The sequence below is a fragment of the Vibrio superstes genome, assembly GCF_003569005.1.
Lineage (GTDB): Bacteria > Pseudomonadota > Gammaproteobacteria > Enterobacterales > Vibrionaceae > Vibrio > Vibrio superstes.
This window is the reverse complement of sequence record NZ_BCUR01000004.1, coordinates 2,453,113-2,473,188: the sequence shown is the minus strand read 5'-3', so window position 1 is coordinate 2,473,188 and position 20,076 is coordinate 2,453,113. Positions and strand designations below refer to the sequence as shown.

Annotated in this window: 17 protein-coding genes; 6 read left to right on the top strand and 11 right to left on the bottom strand. The window is 42.5% G+C overall.

All coding sequences use genetic code 11. From position 1 onward, the window contains the following. Nucleotides 1–6: 6 nt before the first annotated feature. From D5I41_RS19225 to D5I41_RS19195, 7 genes are all read right to left on the bottom strand, one after another. A complete protein-coding gene (locus D5I41_RS19225) occupies nucleotides 7–2,007 on the bottom strand; it encodes a heparinase II/III domain-containing protein (RefSeq protein ID WP_119011189.1) in 2,001 nt (666 codons plus the stop codon). 18 nt (nucleotides 2,008–2,025) lie between these two features. Beyond that, complete coding sequence (gene uxaC, locus D5I41_RS19220; protein WP_119011188.1) at nucleotides 2,026–3,441, bottom strand: glucuronate isomerase; 1,416 nt, start codon at nucleotides 3,439–3,441, stop codon at nucleotides 2,026–2,028. Nucleotides 3,442–3,687: 246 nt separating this feature from the next. Beyond that, entirely contained in the window at nucleotides 3,688–4,449 is a 762-nt protein-coding gene (gene kduD / locus D5I41_RS19215; RefSeq protein ID WP_119011187.1) for a 2-dehydro-3-deoxy-D-gluconate 5-dehydrogenase KduD, read from the bottom strand. A gap of 347 nt (nucleotides 4,450–4,796) precedes the next feature. Then, nucleotides 4,797–5,840 carry a polysaccharide lyase family 7 protein gene (locus tag D5I41_RS19210; RefSeq protein ID WP_119011186.1) on the bottom strand — a complete coding sequence of 348 codons (1,044 nt, stop codon included), beginning with the start codon at nucleotides 5,838–5,840 and terminating at the stop codon, nucleotides 4,797–4,799. Nucleotides 5,841–6,205: 365 nt separating this feature from the next. Continuing rightward, nucleotides 6,206–6,427, bottom strand: coding sequence for a hypothetical protein (locus D5I41_RS19205; protein WP_119011185.1), 222 nt, complete (start codon nucleotides 6,425–6,427; stop codon nucleotides 6,206–6,208). 703 nt (nucleotides 6,428–7,130) lie between these two features. After that, on the bottom strand, nucleotides 7,131–7,967 hold the full coding sequence (locus tag D5I41_RS19200) for a hypothetical protein (protein ID WP_119011184.1): 837 nt from the start codon (nucleotides 7,965–7,967) through the stop codon (nucleotides 7,131–7,133). 451 nt (nucleotides 7,968–8,418) lie between these two features. Continuing rightward, complete coding sequence (locus D5I41_RS19195) at nucleotides 8,419–8,709, bottom strand: hypothetical protein (protein ID WP_119011183.1); 291 nt, start codon at nucleotides 8,707–8,709, stop codon at nucleotides 8,419–8,421. Between the two features lie 301 nt (nucleotides 8,710–9,010). Between D5I41_RS19195 and D5I41_RS19190 the strand changes: the two genes are divergently transcribed. Further along, on the top strand, nucleotides 9,011–9,340 hold the full coding sequence (locus tag D5I41_RS19190; protein ID WP_119011182.1) for a hypothetical protein: 330 nt from the start codon (nucleotides 9,011–9,013) through the stop codon (nucleotides 9,338–9,340). 74 nt (nucleotides 9,341–9,414) lie between these two features. Here D5I41_RS19190 and D5I41_RS19185 read toward each other — a convergent pair whose 3' ends face one another. The 3 genes from D5I41_RS19185 to D5I41_RS19175 all read right to left on the bottom strand — a co-directional run bounded on the left by D5I41_RS19185 (nucleotide 9,415) and on the right by D5I41_RS19175 (nucleotide 12,460). Then, the gene (locus tag D5I41_RS19185; RefSeq protein WP_119011181.1) at nucleotides 9,415–10,428 is read right to left on the bottom strand and encodes an integrase domain-containing protein; all 1,014 of its coding nucleotides are present in this window, start codon (nucleotides 10,426–10,428) and stop codon (nucleotides 9,415–9,417) included. Between the two features lie 570 nt (nucleotides 10,429–10,998). Continuing rightward, entirely contained in the window at nucleotides 10,999–12,207 is a 1,209-nt protein-coding gene (locus tag D5I41_RS19180) for a tyrosine-type recombinase/integrase (RefSeq protein ID WP_162892866.1), read from the bottom strand. Nucleotides 12,208–12,211: 4 nt separating this feature from the next. Further along, complete coding sequence (locus tag D5I41_RS19175; protein ID WP_119011179.1) at nucleotides 12,212–12,460, bottom strand: helix-turn-helix transcriptional regulator; 249 nt, start codon at nucleotides 12,458–12,460, stop codon at nucleotides 12,212–12,214. Nucleotides 12,461–12,720: 260 nt separating this feature from the next. Between D5I41_RS19175 and D5I41_RS19170 the strand changes: the two genes are divergently transcribed. Then, the gene (locus D5I41_RS19170; protein WP_119011178.1) at nucleotides 12,721–13,173 is read left to right on the top strand and encodes a DNA-binding protein; all 453 of its coding nucleotides are present in this window, start codon (nucleotides 12,721–12,723) and stop codon (nucleotides 13,171–13,173) included. A gap of 103 nt (nucleotides 13,174–13,276) precedes the next feature. Continuing rightward, nucleotides 13,277–14,209: a hypothetical protein gene (locus D5I41_RS19165; protein WP_235868953.1), complete on the top strand. Its 933-nt coding sequence runs from the start codon at nucleotides 13,277–13,279 to the stop codon at nucleotides 14,207–14,209. 43 nt (nucleotides 14,210–14,252) lie between these two features. On the opposite strand, the gene D5I41_RS19160 is transcribed toward D5I41_RS19165, so the two are convergent. Next, the gene (locus D5I41_RS19160; RefSeq protein ID WP_235868952.1) at nucleotides 14,253–15,572 is read right to left on the bottom strand and encodes a DNA cytosine methyltransferase; all 1,320 of its coding nucleotides are present in this window, start codon (nucleotides 15,570–15,572) and stop codon (nucleotides 14,253–14,255) included. A 114-nt stretch (nucleotides 15,573–15,686) separates the two neighbouring features. On the opposite strand from D5I41_RS19160, the gene D5I41_RS19155 reads away from it, so the two are divergent. The 3 genes from D5I41_RS19155 to D5I41_RS19145 are packed head-to-tail and all read left to right on the top strand — an operon-like array spanning nucleotide 15,687 to nucleotide 20,049. Next, entirely contained in the window at nucleotides 15,687–17,537 is a 1,851-nt protein-coding gene (locus tag D5I41_RS19155; RefSeq protein WP_119011176.1) for a DEAD/DEAH box helicase, read from the top strand. Beyond that, entirely contained in the window at nucleotides 17,534–19,126 is a 1,593-nt protein-coding gene (locus D5I41_RS19150) for an ATP-binding protein (RefSeq protein ID WP_119011175.1), read from the top strand. The genes D5I41_RS19155 and D5I41_RS19150 overlap by 4 nt, the downstream gene beginning before the upstream one ends. Continuing rightward, nucleotides 19,126–20,049 (top strand): helix-turn-helix domain-containing protein, encoded by a 924-nt coding sequence (locus D5I41_RS19145; RefSeq protein ID WP_119011174.1) that lies wholly within the window; start codon nucleotides 19,126–19,128, stop codon nucleotides 20,047–20,049. The genes D5I41_RS19150 and D5I41_RS19145 overlap by 1 nt, the downstream gene beginning before the upstream one ends. The last annotated feature ends 27 nt before the right edge of the window (nucleotides 20,050–20,076 follow it).

Below are 20,076 nucleotides of genomic sequence, written 5' to 3'. Positions count from 1 at the left end.
CTTTTACTATGATAGGTCAAAAGCACATGACGCTAAGTCGTAGCTCACTGTTCTCTGCTGTCCGTCTTTTACTAAAATGCAGCTAATATGCTCATCTTTCCATTCGACCATCTCAATAGACACGGTCTGCTCATCAGACAAATCGTGTAAAACCACCGCGTTCAATTGCGCTGCAGTGCTTCGAACAAGTGAGTAAGCCAAATCACTAACTGCGGGGTTGTCAGGTGCATACCCAGTGAGAATTTGGCAGGCCTGATTACTCCAGATGTGCTGACTGTAATCTGCTTGTTCTTCTATTTCATAAGTCAGTGTATGAGACAGAGCGTGCCCCGATAAACGAGTCTCTGTCATGCGCGCTAGCGGACCCTGCAACGGATTCTCAATCGCTGACATTGGCCGAGCGAGCTTATGAGTGCCACGCACATGATAGGTAAGATCCAGCTGCTGCTGATGCGGGTTATCTATCTTGTGTAGTTCGATCAAAAGGTTATCCAGCCAAATCAATACTCTACGGTACTTCACATCTTGATAGCTCGAAGAGTCCCACTGCACAATAGTATGACTATCAACGCTCGCTTCTTCTTGTGTCCAATCCACCTCTGCATCGATTACCGTAGCCGTACCACCTTGTAGGTAGTGATTCAGCACAGGGTTGATGGGTGACTGGTTTTTCTGGTTTACCACAAGCGTGTTATGGGTAGCTGTATTCTTGTAATAGCCGTAATGAAGCTCAGCGCCGTAGCCGGTAGTACCAAGATCAGGCAGGATCTCTTTGCCTTGACGAGTCACTATGATACCAAGACGATCATAATGATCATGCTCACCGCCATAAGGGGCGTGCTTGTATAGCAATGCATTGTCATTCTTGGCATCAAACTCTAGAGTAATCCCAGCTTCTTTAGCATGAATCGTCTGACACACCAAAGGTTCTGCGGTTGGCAGTTCATCCACACCGTACAGTAATGCTTCTATATTATCGCGGGTGATGTTTTGATAGATACTTGCAAGAGTTCTTGCAAATAACTCACATGGGTTTTGTCTTTGCGCAAACTCAAATAAGTGAGCGTGAGTTAGCTTTTGTTGTCCATCAATACTGTCATTGAGGCGAGGAAACTCACCATTATTCAGGACTAGGCTCAATGGAAATTTCAGCATCTTTAAGAAGTTAGTATTACTGCTGACCGAGTAAGGCGTATTGCAGGCCATTTTCTCGAAATTGAGTAGCGCCTGTAGTGCGTAGTAATGGTAGTGAATTGAACCTTCAAACCACATGCCTTCATTGGTACAGCCATGATTCAATTGGTAGTGAATGCCATACTCGGTATTGAGAGCAAAGTCGATGTAGCTTTGTTCATCTAAGATAAGGCCAATGACGCCAACCGTCGCGTTGATTTTCATCTCATGATTATGCAGCTGAGCCGTGCGATGCTTCATCAAGAATTCGGCACCCTCACGCAGTAACCTATTTTCAACATAGCGCTGCTGCTCTGCAGATAGTTGGTCTTTGACGAAGTCATATCCGCGTGCAAAGTCTAGGTGGCAGTTAGCCTCACAAAGGGTTTGTGCGTTAGCTTTGCCTGGGCCGTTGTAAGGGATACCTCCATGTTCTTCATAATCTGGATAGTATTTTGCGTACTCTAAAAGAATCCCCGTTACTTTATCAAGGTATAGGTTATCGCCAGTTAACCGCCATAGTAGGCCAAGGTCGTAACAGGCTTTCGCATTTAGGCCATTGAGCCAGCGCCACCAGGCCCCGTCATACGGCTGACCTGTGAATTCTTTTCCATCAACAGGACAACAATGAGATTTAGGCTTGTAGCGATCCCAAGTGAGGCGAACACCGTGCTCAGGACAGAAATAGTAGAGATTCCATGTTGCGATACCGGTTTCTGGCACCAAGGTGTTGTGATTGAGTACCACATTATTGTTGTTTTTAAGTGTTTCAATAATTGAAACATTAGCGCGTTGTTTGATTGTTTCTATCTCGGTATCAGAAAACTGCAGCATGACAAATACCCTTAATAGCTAGGCTATATCTTTGAAATTAAAATAGTTATTTGCGTTGTGATAGCAGATGTTTTCAATGGTCTGCTTTAATAAACTGAGGTCGTAGGGAATTTCACCATCCTCCACCCAGCGAGCTAGTTGATTACATAGCACCCGTCTAAAATATTCATGACGACTGAATGAAAATAGATTGCGAGAGTCAGTCAACATGCCAACGAATCGACCTAGGGCACCAAGGTTTTTGAGGGTGGTTAACTGTGCTTCCATACCGTCTTTATGATCGTTAAACCACCAGGCGGCACCAAACTGAATCTTGCCTGCGGCATCATCGCTCTGAAATGCTCCAGCCAAGCAACTGAGTAATTGGTTGTGATTGGCATTTAGGTTATAGAGAACCGTTTTGGGTAGCATGTGTTCTTGATCCAGTGCGTTAAGCTGTTGTGCTAATGCCTCAATATCGAGCTCATTTTGGATCGCTGTGAACCCTGTCCCAGGGCCAAGTTCTAGCTTGCGTCTTTGATTCACATTTGCAAGCACACCAATATGCAATTGCTGAGTCCATTGATATTGGTGGTATAGCTTTCCGAGTTGATTGAGGACATAGGTTGTCAGCTGGGCTATCTCTTTGTCTGATAATGCCTGCTCGGTGAGTAACTTAAGAAATGCGCCCTCACATTGCCCAATGCTTGCTGAGTAAAAGTTCACCCTAGGTAAGCCAATATCGGATAGGCGGCATCCTACTTCATGGAAGAAATCAACGCGGCTTCCTATCGCATCTATGTAATCTCGAAGCGAGCAGATCTTGATGCTGGTTAGTTGGCTAAGCTGTTCCAGGGTGTTTAAAAAACCTTGCACATCAGCAAAGGAAATTAATGGATCAGCTCTGAAGGTGGGGAGAACCTTGGTATGAAAATCTGAGCATTTTAGCCTTTGATGATACTTGAGATCTGATAACGGGGAGTCTGTAGTGCATAAGGTGTCAACATTTAGCTTTCTCAATACACTTTGTGTACCCATTTCGCTGTTTTTTAACTCATTATTACAGTGAGCCCAGATGGCATTACTATTGCTTGGATTCAGTAGTAGTTCGCAATTAAAAAAGCGCTTTAGCTCTAGGTGAGACCATTGATATAAAGGGTTTCCGAGTAGAAAAGGCATAGCTTCACACCATTTCTGAAACTTCTCTATATCTGATGCATTACCGGTAATGTAATGCTCTGAGATTCCGTTACTTCTCATCGCTCGCCAAACATAATGATCACTGTGTAGCCATGCCTCTGCTAGGTTTTTATACTTGGTATCAAACCAAATATCTTTTGCATCTAAGTGGTTATGGTAATCGATGATGGGCATCTGTGACGCATAGCTGTGGTACAGGTGTTGAGCCAGAGATGAGGTGAGAAGCACATTGTCGTGAATGTATTTTTCGTACATATAAGGGCCTTTAACGCTAAAAGATGGGTACCTATGACAGCGTTTTGTCTTAATTCGATTCAGCTCTTCCTTGAGTAATTGAGGTTGCTTAAGAACTTAGCGACGAAGCAAAAAGCCACCTTGAATGAAAGCTCCATCCTCAATGGCTTATAAATGAGTGTGTTGTAGTAGGTAGTTAATCCGTTTATATAGCCTTTAAAGCCATGTACAACACACTGCTCTATTCACAAGCGATCGCTTTTTCTTTTAGCGAGACAACCAACCGCCATCCACGGCAATGGTGTAACCATTGATGTAATCAGATGCACTAGAAGCAAGGAACACACATGGGCCAGCTAGATCCTCTGGTGTACCCCAGCGAGCAGCAGGGATTCGACCTACGATTTCGGCGTTACGAGATTCGTCAGCACGCAGAGCTGCTGTGTTATTAGTCGCCATATAGCCCGGTGCAATAGCATTGACATTGATATTGTGACTTGCCCACTCGTTTGCCATTAGACGAGTCACGCCCATTACACCACTCTTGGAAGCTGTGTAAGAAGGCACGCGGATACCGCCCTGGAAAGACAGCATAGAGGCGATATTGATGATCTTGCCGCCTTCACCCTGAGAGATAAATTGTTTAGCTACAGCTTGAGACATAAAGAAGAGTGACTTAACGTTGATATCCATTACGTCATCCCAGTCTTGCTCTGTGAAATCAATCGCATCGTTACGACGAATAATTCCTGCGTTGTTTACTAGGATATCGATACGACCCAGCTCTGTAACGGCTTGATCAACGATTGAAGGGATGTCGTCAAGCTTCATTAGATTTGCACGAATATCGATGAACTTGCGCCCTGTTTCTTTCATCTTTTCGATGGTTTCTGTTGGTTCAACAATGTTGACGCCTACGATGTCACAACCAGCGCTTGCAAGACCAAGTGCCATACCTTGTCCAAGACCAGTATCACAGCCAGTCACTATTGCTACTTTGTTTTTTAGATCGAATGAGTTGAGAATCATTTTTAAGTCCTAATTGTAATCACGTGTTGGGTACAACCTTGTGTTGTTTATGGAATTACATTAAACAAAACAAATCGATCTATCAAGTAAAATGAAATATCGTTTTAAAAAAATATTTTAAAGTGTGATTTTTATTGTGCTTGTTACTAGGCTCGATGTTGGTTGCCTCGTTGATTTGGTTGATCTCTGATATGGGACTGGGAAGATGTAGCCTTGATGATTACTGTGGAGCGCTGAAGAGTTTTGTTAGTGTTAGGAGGGTGACTAGAAACAAAAAAGGCCTTTCACAAATACTAAGTGAAAGGCCAAACGTGGAGACTAGTTGGACTAGGAGTTAAAAGTGGTATTTATTTACCGTTAAGCTTTAGCATAGAGAAGGTAACGCTGTTGTAATCGCCATTCTTCTTATCAGTAGCGAAGTCACCTGTACCTTCACAGCCAGGGCCCCATACAGGGTGCGACTCTTGAACACTACATTGTCCGTATGCGCCAGCTTTGAAGTAGAAATCATCTTCTGCGTAACCCGTTGGGTGATCTTTGTCGTCGATACCTTTGCTTAGGTCAATGTCATAAGTCACTTTGTCATGTCTCGCCGTTTCGAAGGTTAGGTGCATCATGGTGCCCTTAACTTCTATGCGGTAGCTAAACTCTTCACCCAAAGCGATGCCCGCTTTTCCTGGTTCTGCTGGGTTTTCCCAAGTGTTACCCCAAACTGGGTAGGCGATGTCTTGGCGGTTTGGATCTTTTTTAGCTAGGTTACGTTCGTAGTTCCAGAATACTGAACCGTACTCTTGATCTGGGAATTTTTTGTAGAAAATCTTAATAGGTTCGTTGCCATGCCCGTAGCCTGTTTTGGCTTCAATCAAAGCATTGTGCTTCTTGGCGTGGATCTGACCAACAACAACAGAGTGTGCTGGGTATTTCTCAGGGAATTTAGCATGCAAAGAAACATGGTTAACCTTTAGAGCTGCCTCTAATGTTCCACCAACAGCGCTGTATTGATCTGCTTCAGGATGGCTAGAAAGTGCCCATTGATTCAGTTTACCGTCGGTAAGAATGTTATCAAAGTTAGCTCCGCGCGGCATTTGGCGTAGCTCAGAACGTGCATTCTTTGAGTTCTTAGTTGTGATCGCTTTGTTTTGTACTTCAAAAACAAGGTTACCGTCTTTATCTAAGAAGAAGAAATCAGAATGGGAGTAGCTCATCATAGCCACACCTTCAATTTCATCCACTTTACCATCTTCATTGATGTCTGAAGGGATGGTGATCTTCCAGTTACGCATATCAAATTTATCTGCAGGAACAGGGTAAGAAACTCCGTTGTTAGCTACGTCGGCAGCCGCAGGTAGAGCGAGTAAAAGTGAACCAGCAAGAACCAGAACTTGTTTCATTTTGTAATTCCTTGTATGTATTATTGTCATACATAATAAATAGGGCGAATATGAAGAAAAGAACATAAGGCGTGATGTGGATGTTTGATCACATTTTGAAATACAATCATTAGATCTAGTTCAAAAAATTGAGTTGACGATGACGACTATGAAGCTGCGGTCATTAGGTGAAGGCATTTTTTGTGTTGAGATGGTGCGTTTCCTGTAATGGGGCAGGGGTAACGCTTGGAGTCGATGATGATTTTTTGACGGGAAACATCGTGGAAATGCTTCTATTAACTTTATGAAATATAATGTTTTTTAGGGAGTGGAAAGAGCACTCCGATTGCGTGCTCTTTCCATTGAGAAGTAGCTCTAAAACAAGGTTAGTCGTCCATCAACGAATTGACCTCAAGATTGGTGTCAGCACGGGCATCATCTGCGACCATTTTGCATTGCTCAATGTCGGTTGAGTTTAATCCTGCTGCCAGTTCTATCACGCGATCGTGATCGTTAACGGCTTGAGCCTTACCAATTTCCATACAAATATCAGAGTTTGCTAGCACTGAACCGGAGAACAGCAGAGAAAGTATCGCTATGCTTTTCATATTTTCCTCGATGATTTGGGTTATAGCCAAGACTGTCTACGTAGCGATGCTTATTTTGGTTTAGATGACGGTAATAAAAATACGGAACAACGGTTGAGAAAGGGAAATGAGTGTTTATAGCTAAAAGTATTGCTGTTATCTAGAATGTCGATCTTGATGGGTGCTAAACCTTTACTACTGCTCAGCAACTCACTTTTGCTCATATCCCTCTGAGTCAAATGTTACATTGAAGAGTTCACCGTAGTGCTTAGCTCGTATCTAGATACAAAAAGGGACACCCTAAGGTGTCCCTTTCCAATCGATTGGTGGGCTGGCGGTCTTCACGCTGTCTTTTTAAGTGCTTAATTTTAAAGGGTTTAATTGCGCTATCTGTCTTTCTGGGGAACAATGTTGGGGAACAAAAATTCTTCCCGTCATGAAAATAAGTAATAGATCTTTTAAATTGTGATTAGCGTCACAATTGCTGTGGCTTGTCTCCTCTACTCCTACATTCAGTTTAAAAAAGAGTGCTGGTGGTGTGGCATTGCGCTTTGGTGGTGCTAATCCAGAAGGGGGCTCTTTAGAGATCCTTTTTCATGCGCCTTAGGCAAAAAGTTCGTACTTTTTATTTGCAAACATGGAGTGTTGGCAAACTTTATGCCCCAAACTGTGTGATCCCATATTTGTAATCATATGTATCAATAGTTGTGATATATGACCTTTCTCAGGTGTATTTGGTAGGCAAATCATTGATAGTAATAGATATATTCAGCGACCCTTTTGGCAGTTGATTGCCAAGAAAAGTTTGTGCTCTGTATGTTGTTTGAGTTGGATTCTGTATATAGCTATCTTCCCCTTCACTATTGTCTGCCTCTGTTTTGTTATTACGCTTGGACTTTGCAAGAGATACTTCTTTGAAAGCTTTAGCTAGGCGTAAAGAAAGGGCAACAATGAATAGCCATGGTGTAAGATTTACGTACATAAACTCAGTGGCGGTAAGTTTCCTTATTTCTTGCCACTCTTTCAACTCTTTATTACGGTCACCGAGTCGTTTGTATGCTGATCGAATCTTTTCTACTTTGGCTTTTAGATTTGAGTTTTTGATCGTTGGAGGATTAGTGTCGAGGTCCCTCAAAAGTATTGTTAATTTGATATCGTCAGGGAAGTTTGACTGGTCTGCAAGTGGCGCAAGCGAGGCTATACGTGTGCAAAGTGGTTTATCCTTTTCATCGATACTATGACATGACAAGTTTTCAGTTGATCTAACAGTGCGTTTATATGACATAACAGCATGTTTCTTATTCGATTCTGCCAATTTCAAATCAAGTTCACTGTTAAGAACTCGGAGACCAGATGCCTGTGAAATGAGAGCAAGAGCAGCGAAAGATAACCACCATATGTCAATTTTTTTTAATTCCACATCTTCCCATTTACGTTTGAAGGCCAAAAAAGTAAAAAGTGCCGTCAAAATAGCTAAAACAATTAGCAAAGACACCAAACTTGGTGAATTCACCACCACCTCCGGTGTGATATTTTCTACAGACTGTGTATCAACACTCAATGTATAACTCCTGGTTATGAGTAAAAGTGGGAGAATATCACAATCGATAGCTTAGAACGAAATATAAGTTATTATTATATAAGGAATTTTTATATGGCGATATCTGTCTAGGTTGTGTCACAATGTGTCGAGTCAAATGTCTAATGTCTAAGGTGCTATGCGGTAGCAGTGGCATCGCTTTTGCGCTGCTAACACCCGAATAGAGGGTTACTTCTCTAACTAGAATTTATCCGTTACTGTCTAATCAACATAAAGATGCAACTCATTTATGTTCAATGATGTGTTGCAGTTTCACGCCGATGCAAACGTTGTAGAGCATATATCAACCCCAGCAAAACGCCTCAATGAGTCTCGAGTGACTATACATTAAGGCGTTTAAATGAGTTTGCTAGTTTAAAGAAATAGGAAAACGCATTCGCTTGTGCTGGTGGTTCATTTAGCAAATAGAGTCCTACTTCGGTTTTGGGACTTTGCCTTTTAGACGTGCCGCAGTGAAGAATCTGAGTAAGATTGCGTGCTTCTCTTTTCTCACATTTTCTCCCTCATGCTCTGTACGACGCCAATAACCAATGATTTGTCGTTTCCCAACTCTATCCAAATGCTCATTCAAATATGGTTCATGCGTAAAAATGTCCTCAAATATAGCCACCAATCGTTTGACCTGTTTGCGTCGGAATGGGATCCCTCGTTTTAGGTAGGGCGCCATGGTGGTGTGGATCTGCTTGAAAGTATTTGGGTTCATGTGTTCTCTCCTGCACTGTTTAGGAGATGTAGGGAATGCAATGATAAATGATTAGGATGAATGGCTCTTTTTAGGTGACAACTATTCAGCCCTTTTAAAATCAAAAGGGGGAGGGGTACCACTTCTGAGTGATGGGCTCTCAAAGCGAAACAAGAAGGATGCTGATTTAGCGGTCAGTAAATAAAAGGGAAAAAGGCTTTCTTAAAAAACATCCTTCCATAGCGACTTTCCGGCGCATTTTGATTTGATAGTGTGGTTTTGTACTCGACGTGAGTACCTAATTGCAACTAAGGAGCCAATGATGGCTACATTCAACAATCTCCTCGTCACTCCATTGGTCGATATCGACCTTACGCAAATGGGTGATACGCCTATTGCTCTAGTGCCTGTCCGCACTAGCAGTAAAAAACACGGCAATGATGCCACTACATTGATGACCCATTGTGCATTTGGTACCTCAAAAGTATTGAAGGCATTGGACATTAAAAATTATCGTTTGTCCTTTTCTAACAATGGTTTCATTGAGCACTGGCTGTTATTTGCCGTTTGCACAGATGCTAAAAATCGTCAGTTTTGCTTGTTGAAGCTGCTGGATATTGAGCGACCATCCCACGGCAAGACAACGTGCTAACGTTGTGCATTTCTGCTTAATGAGCCTAATAACGAGAAGCGTGTCTTGATACGTTTCTCGTTTTATTATTGGCATTACCCTATGTAGGCGTTGGTGATTCCTGGTCGATGATGCCCCAACAGTTGGGATAACTGTAAGCGAACTTTCTCATCTTCTGTTTTGGCTTCTGAAACAGTAATGCCAAGACGTTCTGCGGCAAATACAAAGTGTGCTTTACCATGGGAAACTTCAGCGATGACAGGCGGTGCTACACCCATCTTTTCGGTATAATATTGGCATGCAAAAAACTTGCGCTCTCCATGTGAATGATAGTTTGAGTTGATGCTTTTGACTTCACGCCATGCCTTACTCTGGAATGCTTTTAAAGAAGAATCAACGGGAGTGGCATTGACATGTCCAGTGTGTGCTTGCAGGTTTGCACCGCGTTCAAGTGCAGATACTTGATTGAAGTTTTCAATTTCGATAGTACGATTTTGTCCCCCCTTGGTCCCTCTAGACACAGTGATAAAGCCAGTAGAATGATACTCTTTTAGTGCTTTCTCACAGTCCGTTAGACTAGCTTCCCTAAATCGCAATCCAAATGCTCTCTGGAGTTGGCTGATGACAGCGACAGGTTCGCTCGCTTGAGTCACTATCTGGTTATGTAGATCCTCAGAGACCGAGCGGTCTATGGTTTCAATCTCATTCTTGGGTGGAAAGTCCATTTCTTTAGTTGCGAGTACAGTGAGTTTACTGTCACCCCTTGCTTGACGTAGGCAAACGTTGATATGGCTGAGGTAATCGCGTGCTGCCCTCGCACTAAATTGACCATTACATTCGTAGCGTTCTCTGAGATATTCGGCATAGCCCGTCACTTCTTGTTTAGATATGGCATTCAGTCTCTTCGCATCTGTTTCTTGCTTAAGGAAGAGTGCAAAATCACGACAAGCCGCTGATCGGGCTTTGTGAGTGTTGTTCTTGACCCCTCCAAGATTTTCCAAACTTGCATTAATGAGAGCCTTATCTATTTGTCGCGCACCTAGCCCGAAGTTAGGAGAGGAAAAATTACGGTTTGTAGGCGGCAAATGACCACTGTATTTTATTTTCATATTGAACCTTTGTAATTTGACATAGCGTTGAATGCACAGAGGGATTTCACCTCTTGCCGATTAATGATTACGCCAATTTGTGACTGCTCTTCTCCATGAGAAGCGCGGGATTGTTGCATCCTCAGTCACTTTACAAACAGTTCTCTCAGCGTTTGAGAGCAATGGGCTTATTGCATCCTCTGTCTGGTTCTAGATAGGCTGTTGGCATCAGCGCGGGATGTTAACTCCTCTATCTAGTTGCTATGTATGGATTGGCTTGATGACAGCGACTTGGATTGCGATAGAGACAGAACGCCAAACTGTGAAGTTGCTTCTGTCCGGTGCCAAGCGAGTGAGAGCATAGGTACTCGTCGTTGTAGCACTCAGTGCACACTCTTTCGAGTGGTCTGAGTGCTACGCACTTGTGCCGCTGCGCTCCAAATGGGGACGAGCATCCCACTATGGCTTTTCCTGATATGTCTCTCGACTAGGGCCGCGATTGCCGCGTGTTTGAACGATTTAACGTCTTTGCTAGTTGGTATGCTGAAATCACCCTGCTAAATGGGGAGTCGAGGTTTAAAATTGTCGAGACTAATAGCGTTCCCAGCATGGCAAGGTAGCTCCGGCCTGATGCACCAAAAATTGACTCCAAAAACCCATTAGCTTTCTTCTCTGATGAATGTACTGTGCACGGTTATATGCTTTTCGAGCGTCATTCTGTTCAATGTGCCCCAAGCTTTTTTCTATGTGATCATAATTGACACCAAATTCGTTCAGTGTGGTGCTAGCCAGTGATCGCGTACCATGACCGTGAAACCTGCCTTGATACCCAATGCGCTTGAAAACGGCATTTACTGTTTGTGAACTCATATGGCCATTGCGATTACGGCCCTGATTTGGAAAAACAAACTCATGTTTATCCCCGATTAAGCCCTTTATGGTCTGTAGAATATTTACGCTTTCTTGGCTGAGCATTATCTTATGTTCTAGCTCATTTTGTGATTTAGAGGGGATGGTCCAAATACGCAGTCCTAGATCGATATCGGCCCAACGAGCAGAAGCTGCCTCTATTGGCCGAGTGATAGTGTGAAATTGAAACTCAATCAAACAACGAGTTATTGGAAGAACATCTGCACTTCCTAGAGTTTGAAAGAAGGTACGAAGTTCTCGCCATTCAATCGCAAGCAAAGATTGGCTTTTGGGTGATGGGTAGGCACTCTTGAGCGGCGTCAACGTATTCATTTCGATTAAACCGCGGCAAGTCGCGTCATTAAAAATGCTGACGATAGAGCTTGCAATGCGACTAGCCGTTTCTTTATAGCCTAGAGCTATCACTTGCTCTAACACATGAGAAGCAAGTGCCGATGTGAACTCATCGATATTAACGCCCCCTAGGGATGGGAAGACGTATTTTTCCAGCCTGTTCAGTTCATCCGATTTTGAGTTTTGTAGAATATCTTTTTTCTCAATGTAATCTCGAGCTACGTCTTCAAACTTTAGGCTCTTATTAGCAATAGCATTACTTATATGGCACGGGATAGTCGAAATGACATTATTAGTATTAGTTAGTGTTTCACGCAAAGCCCTAGCGTCGCGCAAGCTCAAGTCCGGATATTTCCCCAGAGTTTTTTTAGAGCGATTTTTAGTGACAGAGTCGGTGTAGATATATATAAAAGACTTAGATTTTTTCCCTCTGATTCGAACGTAAAGTCCCCCTCCATCACAGAGGAGCGTATCGTTTCCTTCTGGTTTCGCATTTTTGATTTGAAGATCGCACAAGCTATTTAAAGGTTTTGTCATGCTGTTACACCTTTGAACCTGTAGAGCGTGCATCAACTATCTCTTTCACAAGCTCCTTGCGATCTTGTTGAGCTATGACTCCCGCGTAGTAGATTTCTAGTTCTTGGACGTTGAAACGTTTAGAACGCCCACAGAAAGCGACTGCAGGTACAAAAAGACCTTCACGAATCCAGTTCTCAATGGTTTTCTTAGAAGTGTCAATTTGCTTACAAAGTGTTTCCATCTTGATAAAAGCTTTAGTGTCTTGGTTCATAGTGCAACAACCTATTTGCTTGAACATTGAGCCGATTGAAGCAAAAAAAGAGGGGGAGAAGTGAAAGAAGGGAAGATAAAACTTTAAACCAGCAAAAATCGCAAACTGTTATGGGACAGCATTCACAGAAACCTATATCAGGTACATGTCATCTATCTATCGCTCTAGAACTTAGGTTTTATTATTGCTTCAACATGACAATTGATATGCAGAACAAGTGATTACCACAGGTTTGAGCAATGACCTAATGAGAGGCAGTCATGAATGAATCTGAAGTGAAACGTAATGCAGTCAAAGGTTTCTGTGAGCAATTTTTAGAGGAGAAACAAACCTATCCTACGGTAAGGGATATTCAGGCTGGAGTTGAGGAGGTAAACAGTACATCAACTTGCCACAAATACTTTAAGGAATGGAGGGAGCAACGAGAGTTCAAGGCGGTTGAGCGCGTCAAAATGATACCTATCTCTGATGCGGTTGCGAAGGCCATTCAAGAGAATATAGATCGCATTGTGTCAGAGCAAGTTAGTGTTTATGAGTCAGTGAACCAGGAACATTCAAGACATATTGATAGCCTCACGGCTGACCTTAAAGAAGCAGAAGATCGGATTGCAGCCTTGCAAAAAGCTGTAGAAACAGCTTTCGAGGAAAAAGCAGAGCTGGAAATACGTTTGCGCTTGGCGGTGCAAAAGGGGCTGGCTATTGTGCTTTCGTGATGTTGGGAAACGGAGCTCATTATTGAGCTCTATCGCTAGTTTATTCTTAATTAATCTAGTTTCTTATGAGAGAGTGTTTTGTTTTACAACAGAACGAGTGAACATGAACCTAGATCAGTATAACGACATAACTAGGCTAAGGCCTTTTCCTACAAATGCAGAGTTCGATGAATTAGTCGAACGAATGAGGGATAGCGCAGAGCTTTCGGATTTGTATACAGAAATTGTTGAAAAAGTATCCCAAGACTATTTTTTTGACTGTGATGAATGCAACTGCCACGCTGAACCCAACGTTTCGCGCAAGCGCATAAAAGATAAAATTCTGAGCAAGGCTCCTCAACTCGCTTTTTTCTTAAAGAACATCCACCCAGGAGCAGCCCATCAAGTTGAGGCGCTTTCCGTTCTCCGCAAGCAAACTGTAGATTTTTCTAATATATCTGATTTTAAAAGGGACCTCAGAGCGAGACATGAGGCGCGTTGGACTAGACAGCAAAAAGAAGAAAAGGGGAATAATGAGACTCAAGGTGGGGTGTCTGTGCTCGGCTCACTATCTGAAGAACTACTCAAACGAGCAATAGAGACCGTCTCAACAAGCCCAGATATTTTCCAAACCACTCAGGATGATACCAAGTCTTATGGGGACTTCGTATTAATGTCTTTGCCTAATAATCTGTGGTTTTCTGTAAAGTCAGGTTTTTCTAGAGAACGGCTTCTAGCGTCTGGTTTCTCTAATGACTTGGTCGGTGTGGGCTTTTTTGAAGAGCCTGGAGAGTTTACATCTCAGCACAAGGTTAGAAACTTAAAAAAAGCAGGGTTTCTAGCTATTTATCTACCTGACGTCGCAGTGACAGAACAGCAATATGATGGAGATACATCTACTTATGCTGAGGTTCAGGAGTTTTATAATCATGCGGAACGAGTTGCACCTTTGAATATCAATGGGACGCAATTCTTTAGACCATTGTCAGAGTTAGGTGATGATATTAAAGCGTTATTAGAGCAAGATCTTCAGAGAAGAAGTACCTTAAACTTCTAGTAAACCGTAAGCCCCATCATATTGGGGCTTACCTTTAAATCCTTTAGCTAGCTTGGCGTTGCTCACTTACCAATTGATCAGCTGTCGCTAGTGTATTGACCATTTGCTCAGCTACAGCATGTATTACATTCATACAAACTGAGTTACCAAACTGTTGATACACTTGGTTTTGTGAAACAGCATCAACCTTAAAGGTTTCTGGAAAACCTTGTAACCTAGCGCACTCGCGTGGTGTTAGCTTACGTGGGTTTTTATTGAGCTGGGCTTGGTCAATTAATATCTCTGAACCATCTTTATAGTATCGAGCACTGATTGTATTTGTGTACTCACTATCTTCATTGAAAAGTGAATAACCAAATCCATTGCCTTTAGTCTTATGCCCAGCTTTACGTTTTTGATGTCCTTCCCACAACTTGTCTGAGATAGTAAAACGGTCTTTATTATACTCTTTATGATCAGCCGCTAATTCTTCACGTGTTTGTAGGATGTCCCCGACACGTGTTGGTGTCTTAGGCGGTTCAGGCCAATTGAATATGTTATCGAAGTTTACGCCTGGGAACTGGTCCTTATCAAAACCAATAATGAAGACCCTCTCTCTATTTTGAGGTGCACCAAAGTCACCTGCTCGTAAAACGCGAACATCAACCCAGTAATTCAACTTGTCTTGCAAAGCATGGCGTGCCTCTTCGCTCATAGGTACATCTTCAGGAATCTGTTGCTCATGCTTTCCTTGTAAGATATCCATGATGGTTTTTAGAGTACGGCCTTTGTCATGCCCTCTAAGCTGTTTTACATTTTCAAGGAGAAAGGATTTAGGTTTTTTAGCTGCTAAAATTCGCTGAACTTCAAAGAACATCGTCCCACGGGTGTCACTAAAGCCCTGTTTTAGCCCTGCTTGTGAAAAGGCTTGGCAAGGAAAGCCACCTAAAAGGATCTCGTGATCAGGAATCATATCTGCAGAAATTTTAGTAATATCACCGTTAGGCATGTCGCCATAGTTTGCTAAGTAAGTTCTTTGAGCAAATTTATCCCACTCAGAAGTGAACACACAGTTGCCACCTAGTTGCTGAAATGGATAACGGATGCCACCAATGCCAGCAAAGAGATCAATAAAACGAAAGCTAGAATTTCCTATTTCACCCTGTTTTAGGGGAGCATTGTCGTAGAACTCCTTCATTTCATTTTCTAAATCGACAATCTTTGCCCACTTTAGAGGGGAAGGTTTATGCTCTCCAGCTTCCCAACCACGAATTGTTCGTTCACCGTCTTTTCCTAGACCTATCAAATTTGCTAGCTCACGCTGTCCTAAGCCAAGTTTATCTCTTAACTCTTTGATATAGTGGGAGGTATTCAATTTATGCACCATTTTCCATATTTATATCCGGTTTTTGCCCCGGTGATAGTGTGCACTGTATATTTGAACATGCATAATTGCAAGCAATTATCCGGTTTTTAACCCGGTGAACAGGAAGTGAGAGTGGCTTACACAATTAAAAATGGACTGGTTCAAAAAGACGAGGTTTTGCTAGAGGCTGAGCAACTATTTAGTCTCGGGCGAATTTCTGCTTATTCGGACAATAGCGAGGTTGAGCTAATTATTTCCAAGCGCCCTGCTCGAATCTATTTTGAATTCGAGGCAGAGCCAACACCTTATTTTTCGGTGTTCTTTCGAGGTCAAAAATTAGATTCGGAGCAAACGAATTCTTTAGCAAAGTATGGCTACTTTATATCTGATGGTAAGAGGATACATTTCGTTAGCTCCCATGTCTGCGGCTTATTGGTTAGCGCTTTTGAAGATCTTCCCCTTCCTAAGTTAATGAAGCTTCTACGCACTCTACATTTAGAAGGGTTTCTTGATGAGTTTCCTTCTGACTTAATTGAAGTGCTTAGAGGCAATCAACAAAAGCAAGCCCATCATGACAAGCTCTTTGTGCAATCACTGTATCCCTATCAAGAAGAAGGGGTTAACTGGTTGAGTTTTTGCGCAGAAAATGGCGTTGGGACAATACTTGCTGATGATATGGGCCTAGGTAAAACGGCTCAAGTGATCGCACTATGTTGTGATGTTTTGGAAAAGAACCCAAACAGCAAAGTATTGATCGTAGTTCCCAACCCTTTGCTTGATAACTGGGTACGGGAATTTAACTTTTTTGCACCAAGCATTATGCCTTATCTGCATTACGGAAAGAATCGTCGTGGTGTTGCCTCTGCTTTCGACAAGCACAATGTTGTTATAACCCCTTACACTACAATGTCTTCAGACATTACGATGCTTGAAGACGTCTACTTTGACCTTGCTCTGTTCGATGAGGCGAGTATGTTAAAAAACCCTAAATCCACTCGCTCCCTTTCCGCTCGCCGTTTAGATGTCGGTGTCACTGTTGCCATGTCTGGAACGCCTGTAGAAAATAGTTTGATGGATGCATGGGCCTTAACGGATCTGGTATTTGAAGGCTTTTTGGAGAGGCAAGATAGCTTTAAGAGCCGCTACGTACATTCTGATTTGTCTGAAACATTGAATAAAAACTTGGAAGAGCTTGAGAGCAGCTTACGTCAAATTACGTTGCGAAGAATGAAAAAAGATGTATTAGAGCAATTACCGGAAAAGCTTGATATACACACTGCAGTCTCTTTAGGTGAAGCTGAAAAAACAAAGTACGAAGCACTAATCGATGAAATGCAGAATGATAGCCAGAATGGTGGCGGTGGAATCCTCCCTCTAATAAATAAGCTTCAGCAGTTTACGGCTCACCCTGCATTAGTTGAACCTGCCATCCCTCATGATGTTCACTCTCTTATCAAGACTAGCGCAAAGTTTGAGTTACTTATGATGCAGTTGGATAAAATTGCACAAGCTGATGAGAAGGTGATTATTTTTGCCACTTTCCAAAAAGCCATTGATTTAATACAAGGCGCTATAAATGAAAGACATGGCATATTGTCTGGGGTTATCGATGGGCGAACACCTAACGATGAACGCCAAGCCTTGATTGATACTTTCTCCGAATCAAAAGGCTTCAATGTATTATTGCTTCACCCTAGAACGGCAGGAATGGGGCTAAATATTACAGCAGCTACCAATGTAATTCATTACTGCCGTCAGTGGAATCCAGCCCTTGAAGAGCAAGCGACGGCAAGGGCTTGGCGTAATGGCCAGAAGTCCGTAGTGAATGTCTACTATATGTACTATGCCGATACTATCGAAGAAAAAATAGATGAACGTATACGTTTGAAGCAGCAGCTAAGTGACCGTGTCGTTTCGGTCACTGATGATAAAGAAACAGATAAGCAGATCATGCTTGAATATTTGGAAACGCTAGGCTCATGAATAAAACAATAGAACTACCAGAAGAAGATGACTTTCGTCCTTCAGCGGCCCGACTCGTCGAGAGTTTACGAGATACCGGTTATAGCAAAGAGGCTGCATTTGCCGACATCATTGATAACTCTATTGCCGCTAATGCAACTCACATAGAGGTTGAGCTCCAATACATGTTTGGAGAACTTAGAGTCATCATTAGTGATAATGGTGATGGCATGTCAGAAGAGCAGCTTCGTAATGCTATGCGTTATGGCTCGCCCCGCCGTGATAACCCTAAATCACTGGGTAAATTCGGCATGGGCCTTAAAACTGCCTCTACTGCGTTCTGTCGTCGCCTTGTCGTGTTATCTCACCAAAATGACAACAATGTTGGTCGAGCATGGGACATTGATAACATCATTAAATCAGACCGTTGGGAGCTAGAAACTCCAGATGAAGATGAGTATTACGATTACTTTGATGCTCTGAATGCTTTCTCAGAAGCTAGCGGTACCATGATCATTTGGGAAAATATCGACCGTTTAGTAAGAGCCGGCAGTGAGAAACAAGTACAGGCTCAAATTCAGTCTCTTGGTAAAGAGCTTTCTTTAGAGTTAAGCGCTGTATTCTTTAAGTTCTTAGAGTCTGGTGAAGTAACAATCTCAATGAAAGTTGGAGACAACCCTGCCGTCAATTTAAAAGGGTGGGATCCTCTCTGTGCTGATTTGAATCGCAACACTGACGGTGCACGCTCTCGTATATTGAAAGAGAGACCCGTACCTATTGAAGTTAGCAATAAACAACTTTCGTTTACTGTTAAAGGTGGTGTTATCCCCTCTCAAAACGAACTTGACGCCGATGAGCGAGAATACGTCCGTTATAGCCTAGATAATCAAGGGCTTTACATCTACCGTGAAGGTCGCCTTATCTGGCACGATGGCTGGCCACATCGTATGTATAAAAAAGAAAGTAAGATCACTCGACTTCGAGTTGAGCTAAATTTCAGCCACGAATTAGATGATGTATTCAGTATCGATTTTCGCAAGAGTCGAGTCATTATTCCTGTCGAAGTGAGAGAAGAACTCAAGCGTCTCATTGCACCTTGGCGTCAAGAACTGCTGAAGGGGCAAGAGCGTTTAACTTCTGCTAACACTGAGCGTGCGCACGGACCTGCAGATAAAGCGATTGATAAACATAAAAAGCACACTAAGAACTCTGAAATTAAAGTTGATGGTGACACAGTAACAATACGCAATCAAAATCAGATGAAACCGACTGTAATTGAAGGCATCCGTGTATATGATGACAAAGCTGTGCGCGTACATGAGGAAGAGTCATTACTTGGTGATTGTTTATGGGAGCCTTCGTGTGATGAAGAGGGAAATACATGCGTCACCCTTGGTAAGTCGCATCCTTACTTCCACAAAATGTATAACGTCTGCAAGGATAATGCCGAGGCCATGAAAGCTCTGGATATGCTGCTGTGGAGTTTATCAAATGCTGAGCACGGTGAGTTCTCGGATACAAACAAGCATACGTTGAATGGATTTCGTCAAAAAGTAAGCCAAACACTTCGTCATTTGAGTATCGAGTTGCCTGATGTGGAGGAAGACTAATGAGTTACCAATATGATTTATCCGACTTTAAACGATACTTGAATGATAAAAATCCAAAGTACCGAGTGGATGGCCTGACTTTTTGGCAGAACAGAATCCCATTACCAGTTGATTTGTTTAATAAAATTTTTAATGAATCAGATCACATCGTTGCTGATTACGTCTATCAACTAGCGGCAAGTGCTGTTGCATTTAGCAATCGAGAGTTATTTGAAAGCACCTTTGAGGTTTCAGTGACCGAGCTTCCCAAGGGCGACTTAAAGAAAAAGCATGTCGCTCTGCTAGATTGGCTCCATGAGCAGTTACCAGAACGCTCCGAAATTACTCGCATGGCTTACGAGGTTGCTGATATTTTAGGGCTTGATTCATTCACCTTTTCTATTGAAAAAGTTGCGGACGCACTGCAGCACCAAGGTAAAAAATACGCTCGTATTTTTTTGCCTGAGTCTGTAAAGGAAAAATACGTGTTGATTCCTAGTTGTGATGGTGTTGGAGCGGATAACACGGATATGTTCGGTAATATTATTGCGGACCGCTATAACATTTACCGCTCTGGTTTTAGTGATGCGCTTGCTATTATTTTCAATGCTTTATTAGAGTTTCGTATCCTTTGCTCTGGTCGAGGAGAGCATTTGAGTAATTACAGAATAGTCGTACCTCTGATCGAAGATATTGATGTTCGTTTGGCTAAAACAAGTGATGGCTCACTATGGGAGCCTGGATATGAAGACGACCATTACATCACGCTTAACAATGAACATCCTCTTATGCGCAATCTGTCTGAAGAGCAATCAAGGCCGCTAGCCGAATTTCTATTTTTTATGGGTGAGTTTGAGAATAGTCAATTTTCAGATATCAACAAGAAGCTCATAGAAAATCTACGCCAAGAAGTCTCACGTAGTCTTTGGATAAAGAACGATTAAACTCTATACAGCCACCTTTAAGTGGCT

Coding starts and splice junctions, on each gene's coding strand:
- D5I41_RS19225 (WP_119011189.1), bottom strand. CDS start 2,007: ATGCTGCAGTTTTCTGATACCGAGATAGAAACAATCAAACAACGCGCT.
- uxaC (WP_119011188.1), bottom strand. CDS start 3,441: ATGTACGAAAAATACATTCACGACAATGTGCTTCTCACCTCATCTCTG.
- kduD (WP_119011187.1), bottom strand. CDS start 4,449: ATGATTCTCAACTCATTCGATCTAAAAAACAAAGTAGCAATAGTGACT.
- D5I41_RS19210 (WP_119011186.1), bottom strand. CDS start 5,840: ATGAAACAAGTTCTGGTTCTTGCTGGTTCACTTTTACTCGCTCTACCT.
- D5I41_RS19205 (WP_119011185.1), bottom strand. CDS start 6,427: ATGAAAAGCATAGCGATACTTTCTCTGCTGTTCTCCGGTTCAGTGCTA.
- D5I41_RS19195 (WP_119011183.1), bottom strand. CDS start 8,709: ATGAACCCAAATACTTTCAAGCAGATCCACACCACCATGGCGCCCTAC.
- D5I41_RS19190 (WP_119011182.1), top strand. CDS start 9,011: ATGGCTACATTCAACAATCTCCTCGTCACTCCATTGGTCGATATCGAC.
- D5I41_RS19185 (WP_119011181.1), bottom strand. CDS start 10,428: ATGAAAATAAAATACAGTGGTCATTTGCCGCCTACAAACCGTAATTTT.
- D5I41_RS19180 (WP_162892866.1), bottom strand. CDS start 12,207: ATGACAAAACCTTTAAATAGCTTGTGCGATCTTCAAATCAAAAATGCG.
- D5I41_RS19175 (WP_119011179.1), bottom strand. CDS start 12,460: ATGAACCAAGACACTAAAGCTTTTATCAAGATGGAAACACTTTGTAAG.
- D5I41_RS19170 (WP_119011178.1), top strand. CDS start 12,721: ATGAATGAATCTGAAGTGAAACGTAATGCAGTCAAAGGTTTCTGTGAG.
- D5I41_RS19165 (WP_235868953.1), top strand. CDS start 13,277: ATGAACCTAGATCAGTATAACGACATAACTAGGCTAAGGCCTTTTCCT.
- D5I41_RS19150 (WP_119011175.1), top strand. CDS start 17,534: ATGAATAAAACAATAGAACTACCAGAAGAAGATGACTTTCGTCCTTCA.
- D5I41_RS19145 (WP_119011174.1), top strand. CDS start 19,126: ATGAGTTACCAATATGATTTATCCGACTTTAAACGATACTTGAATGAT.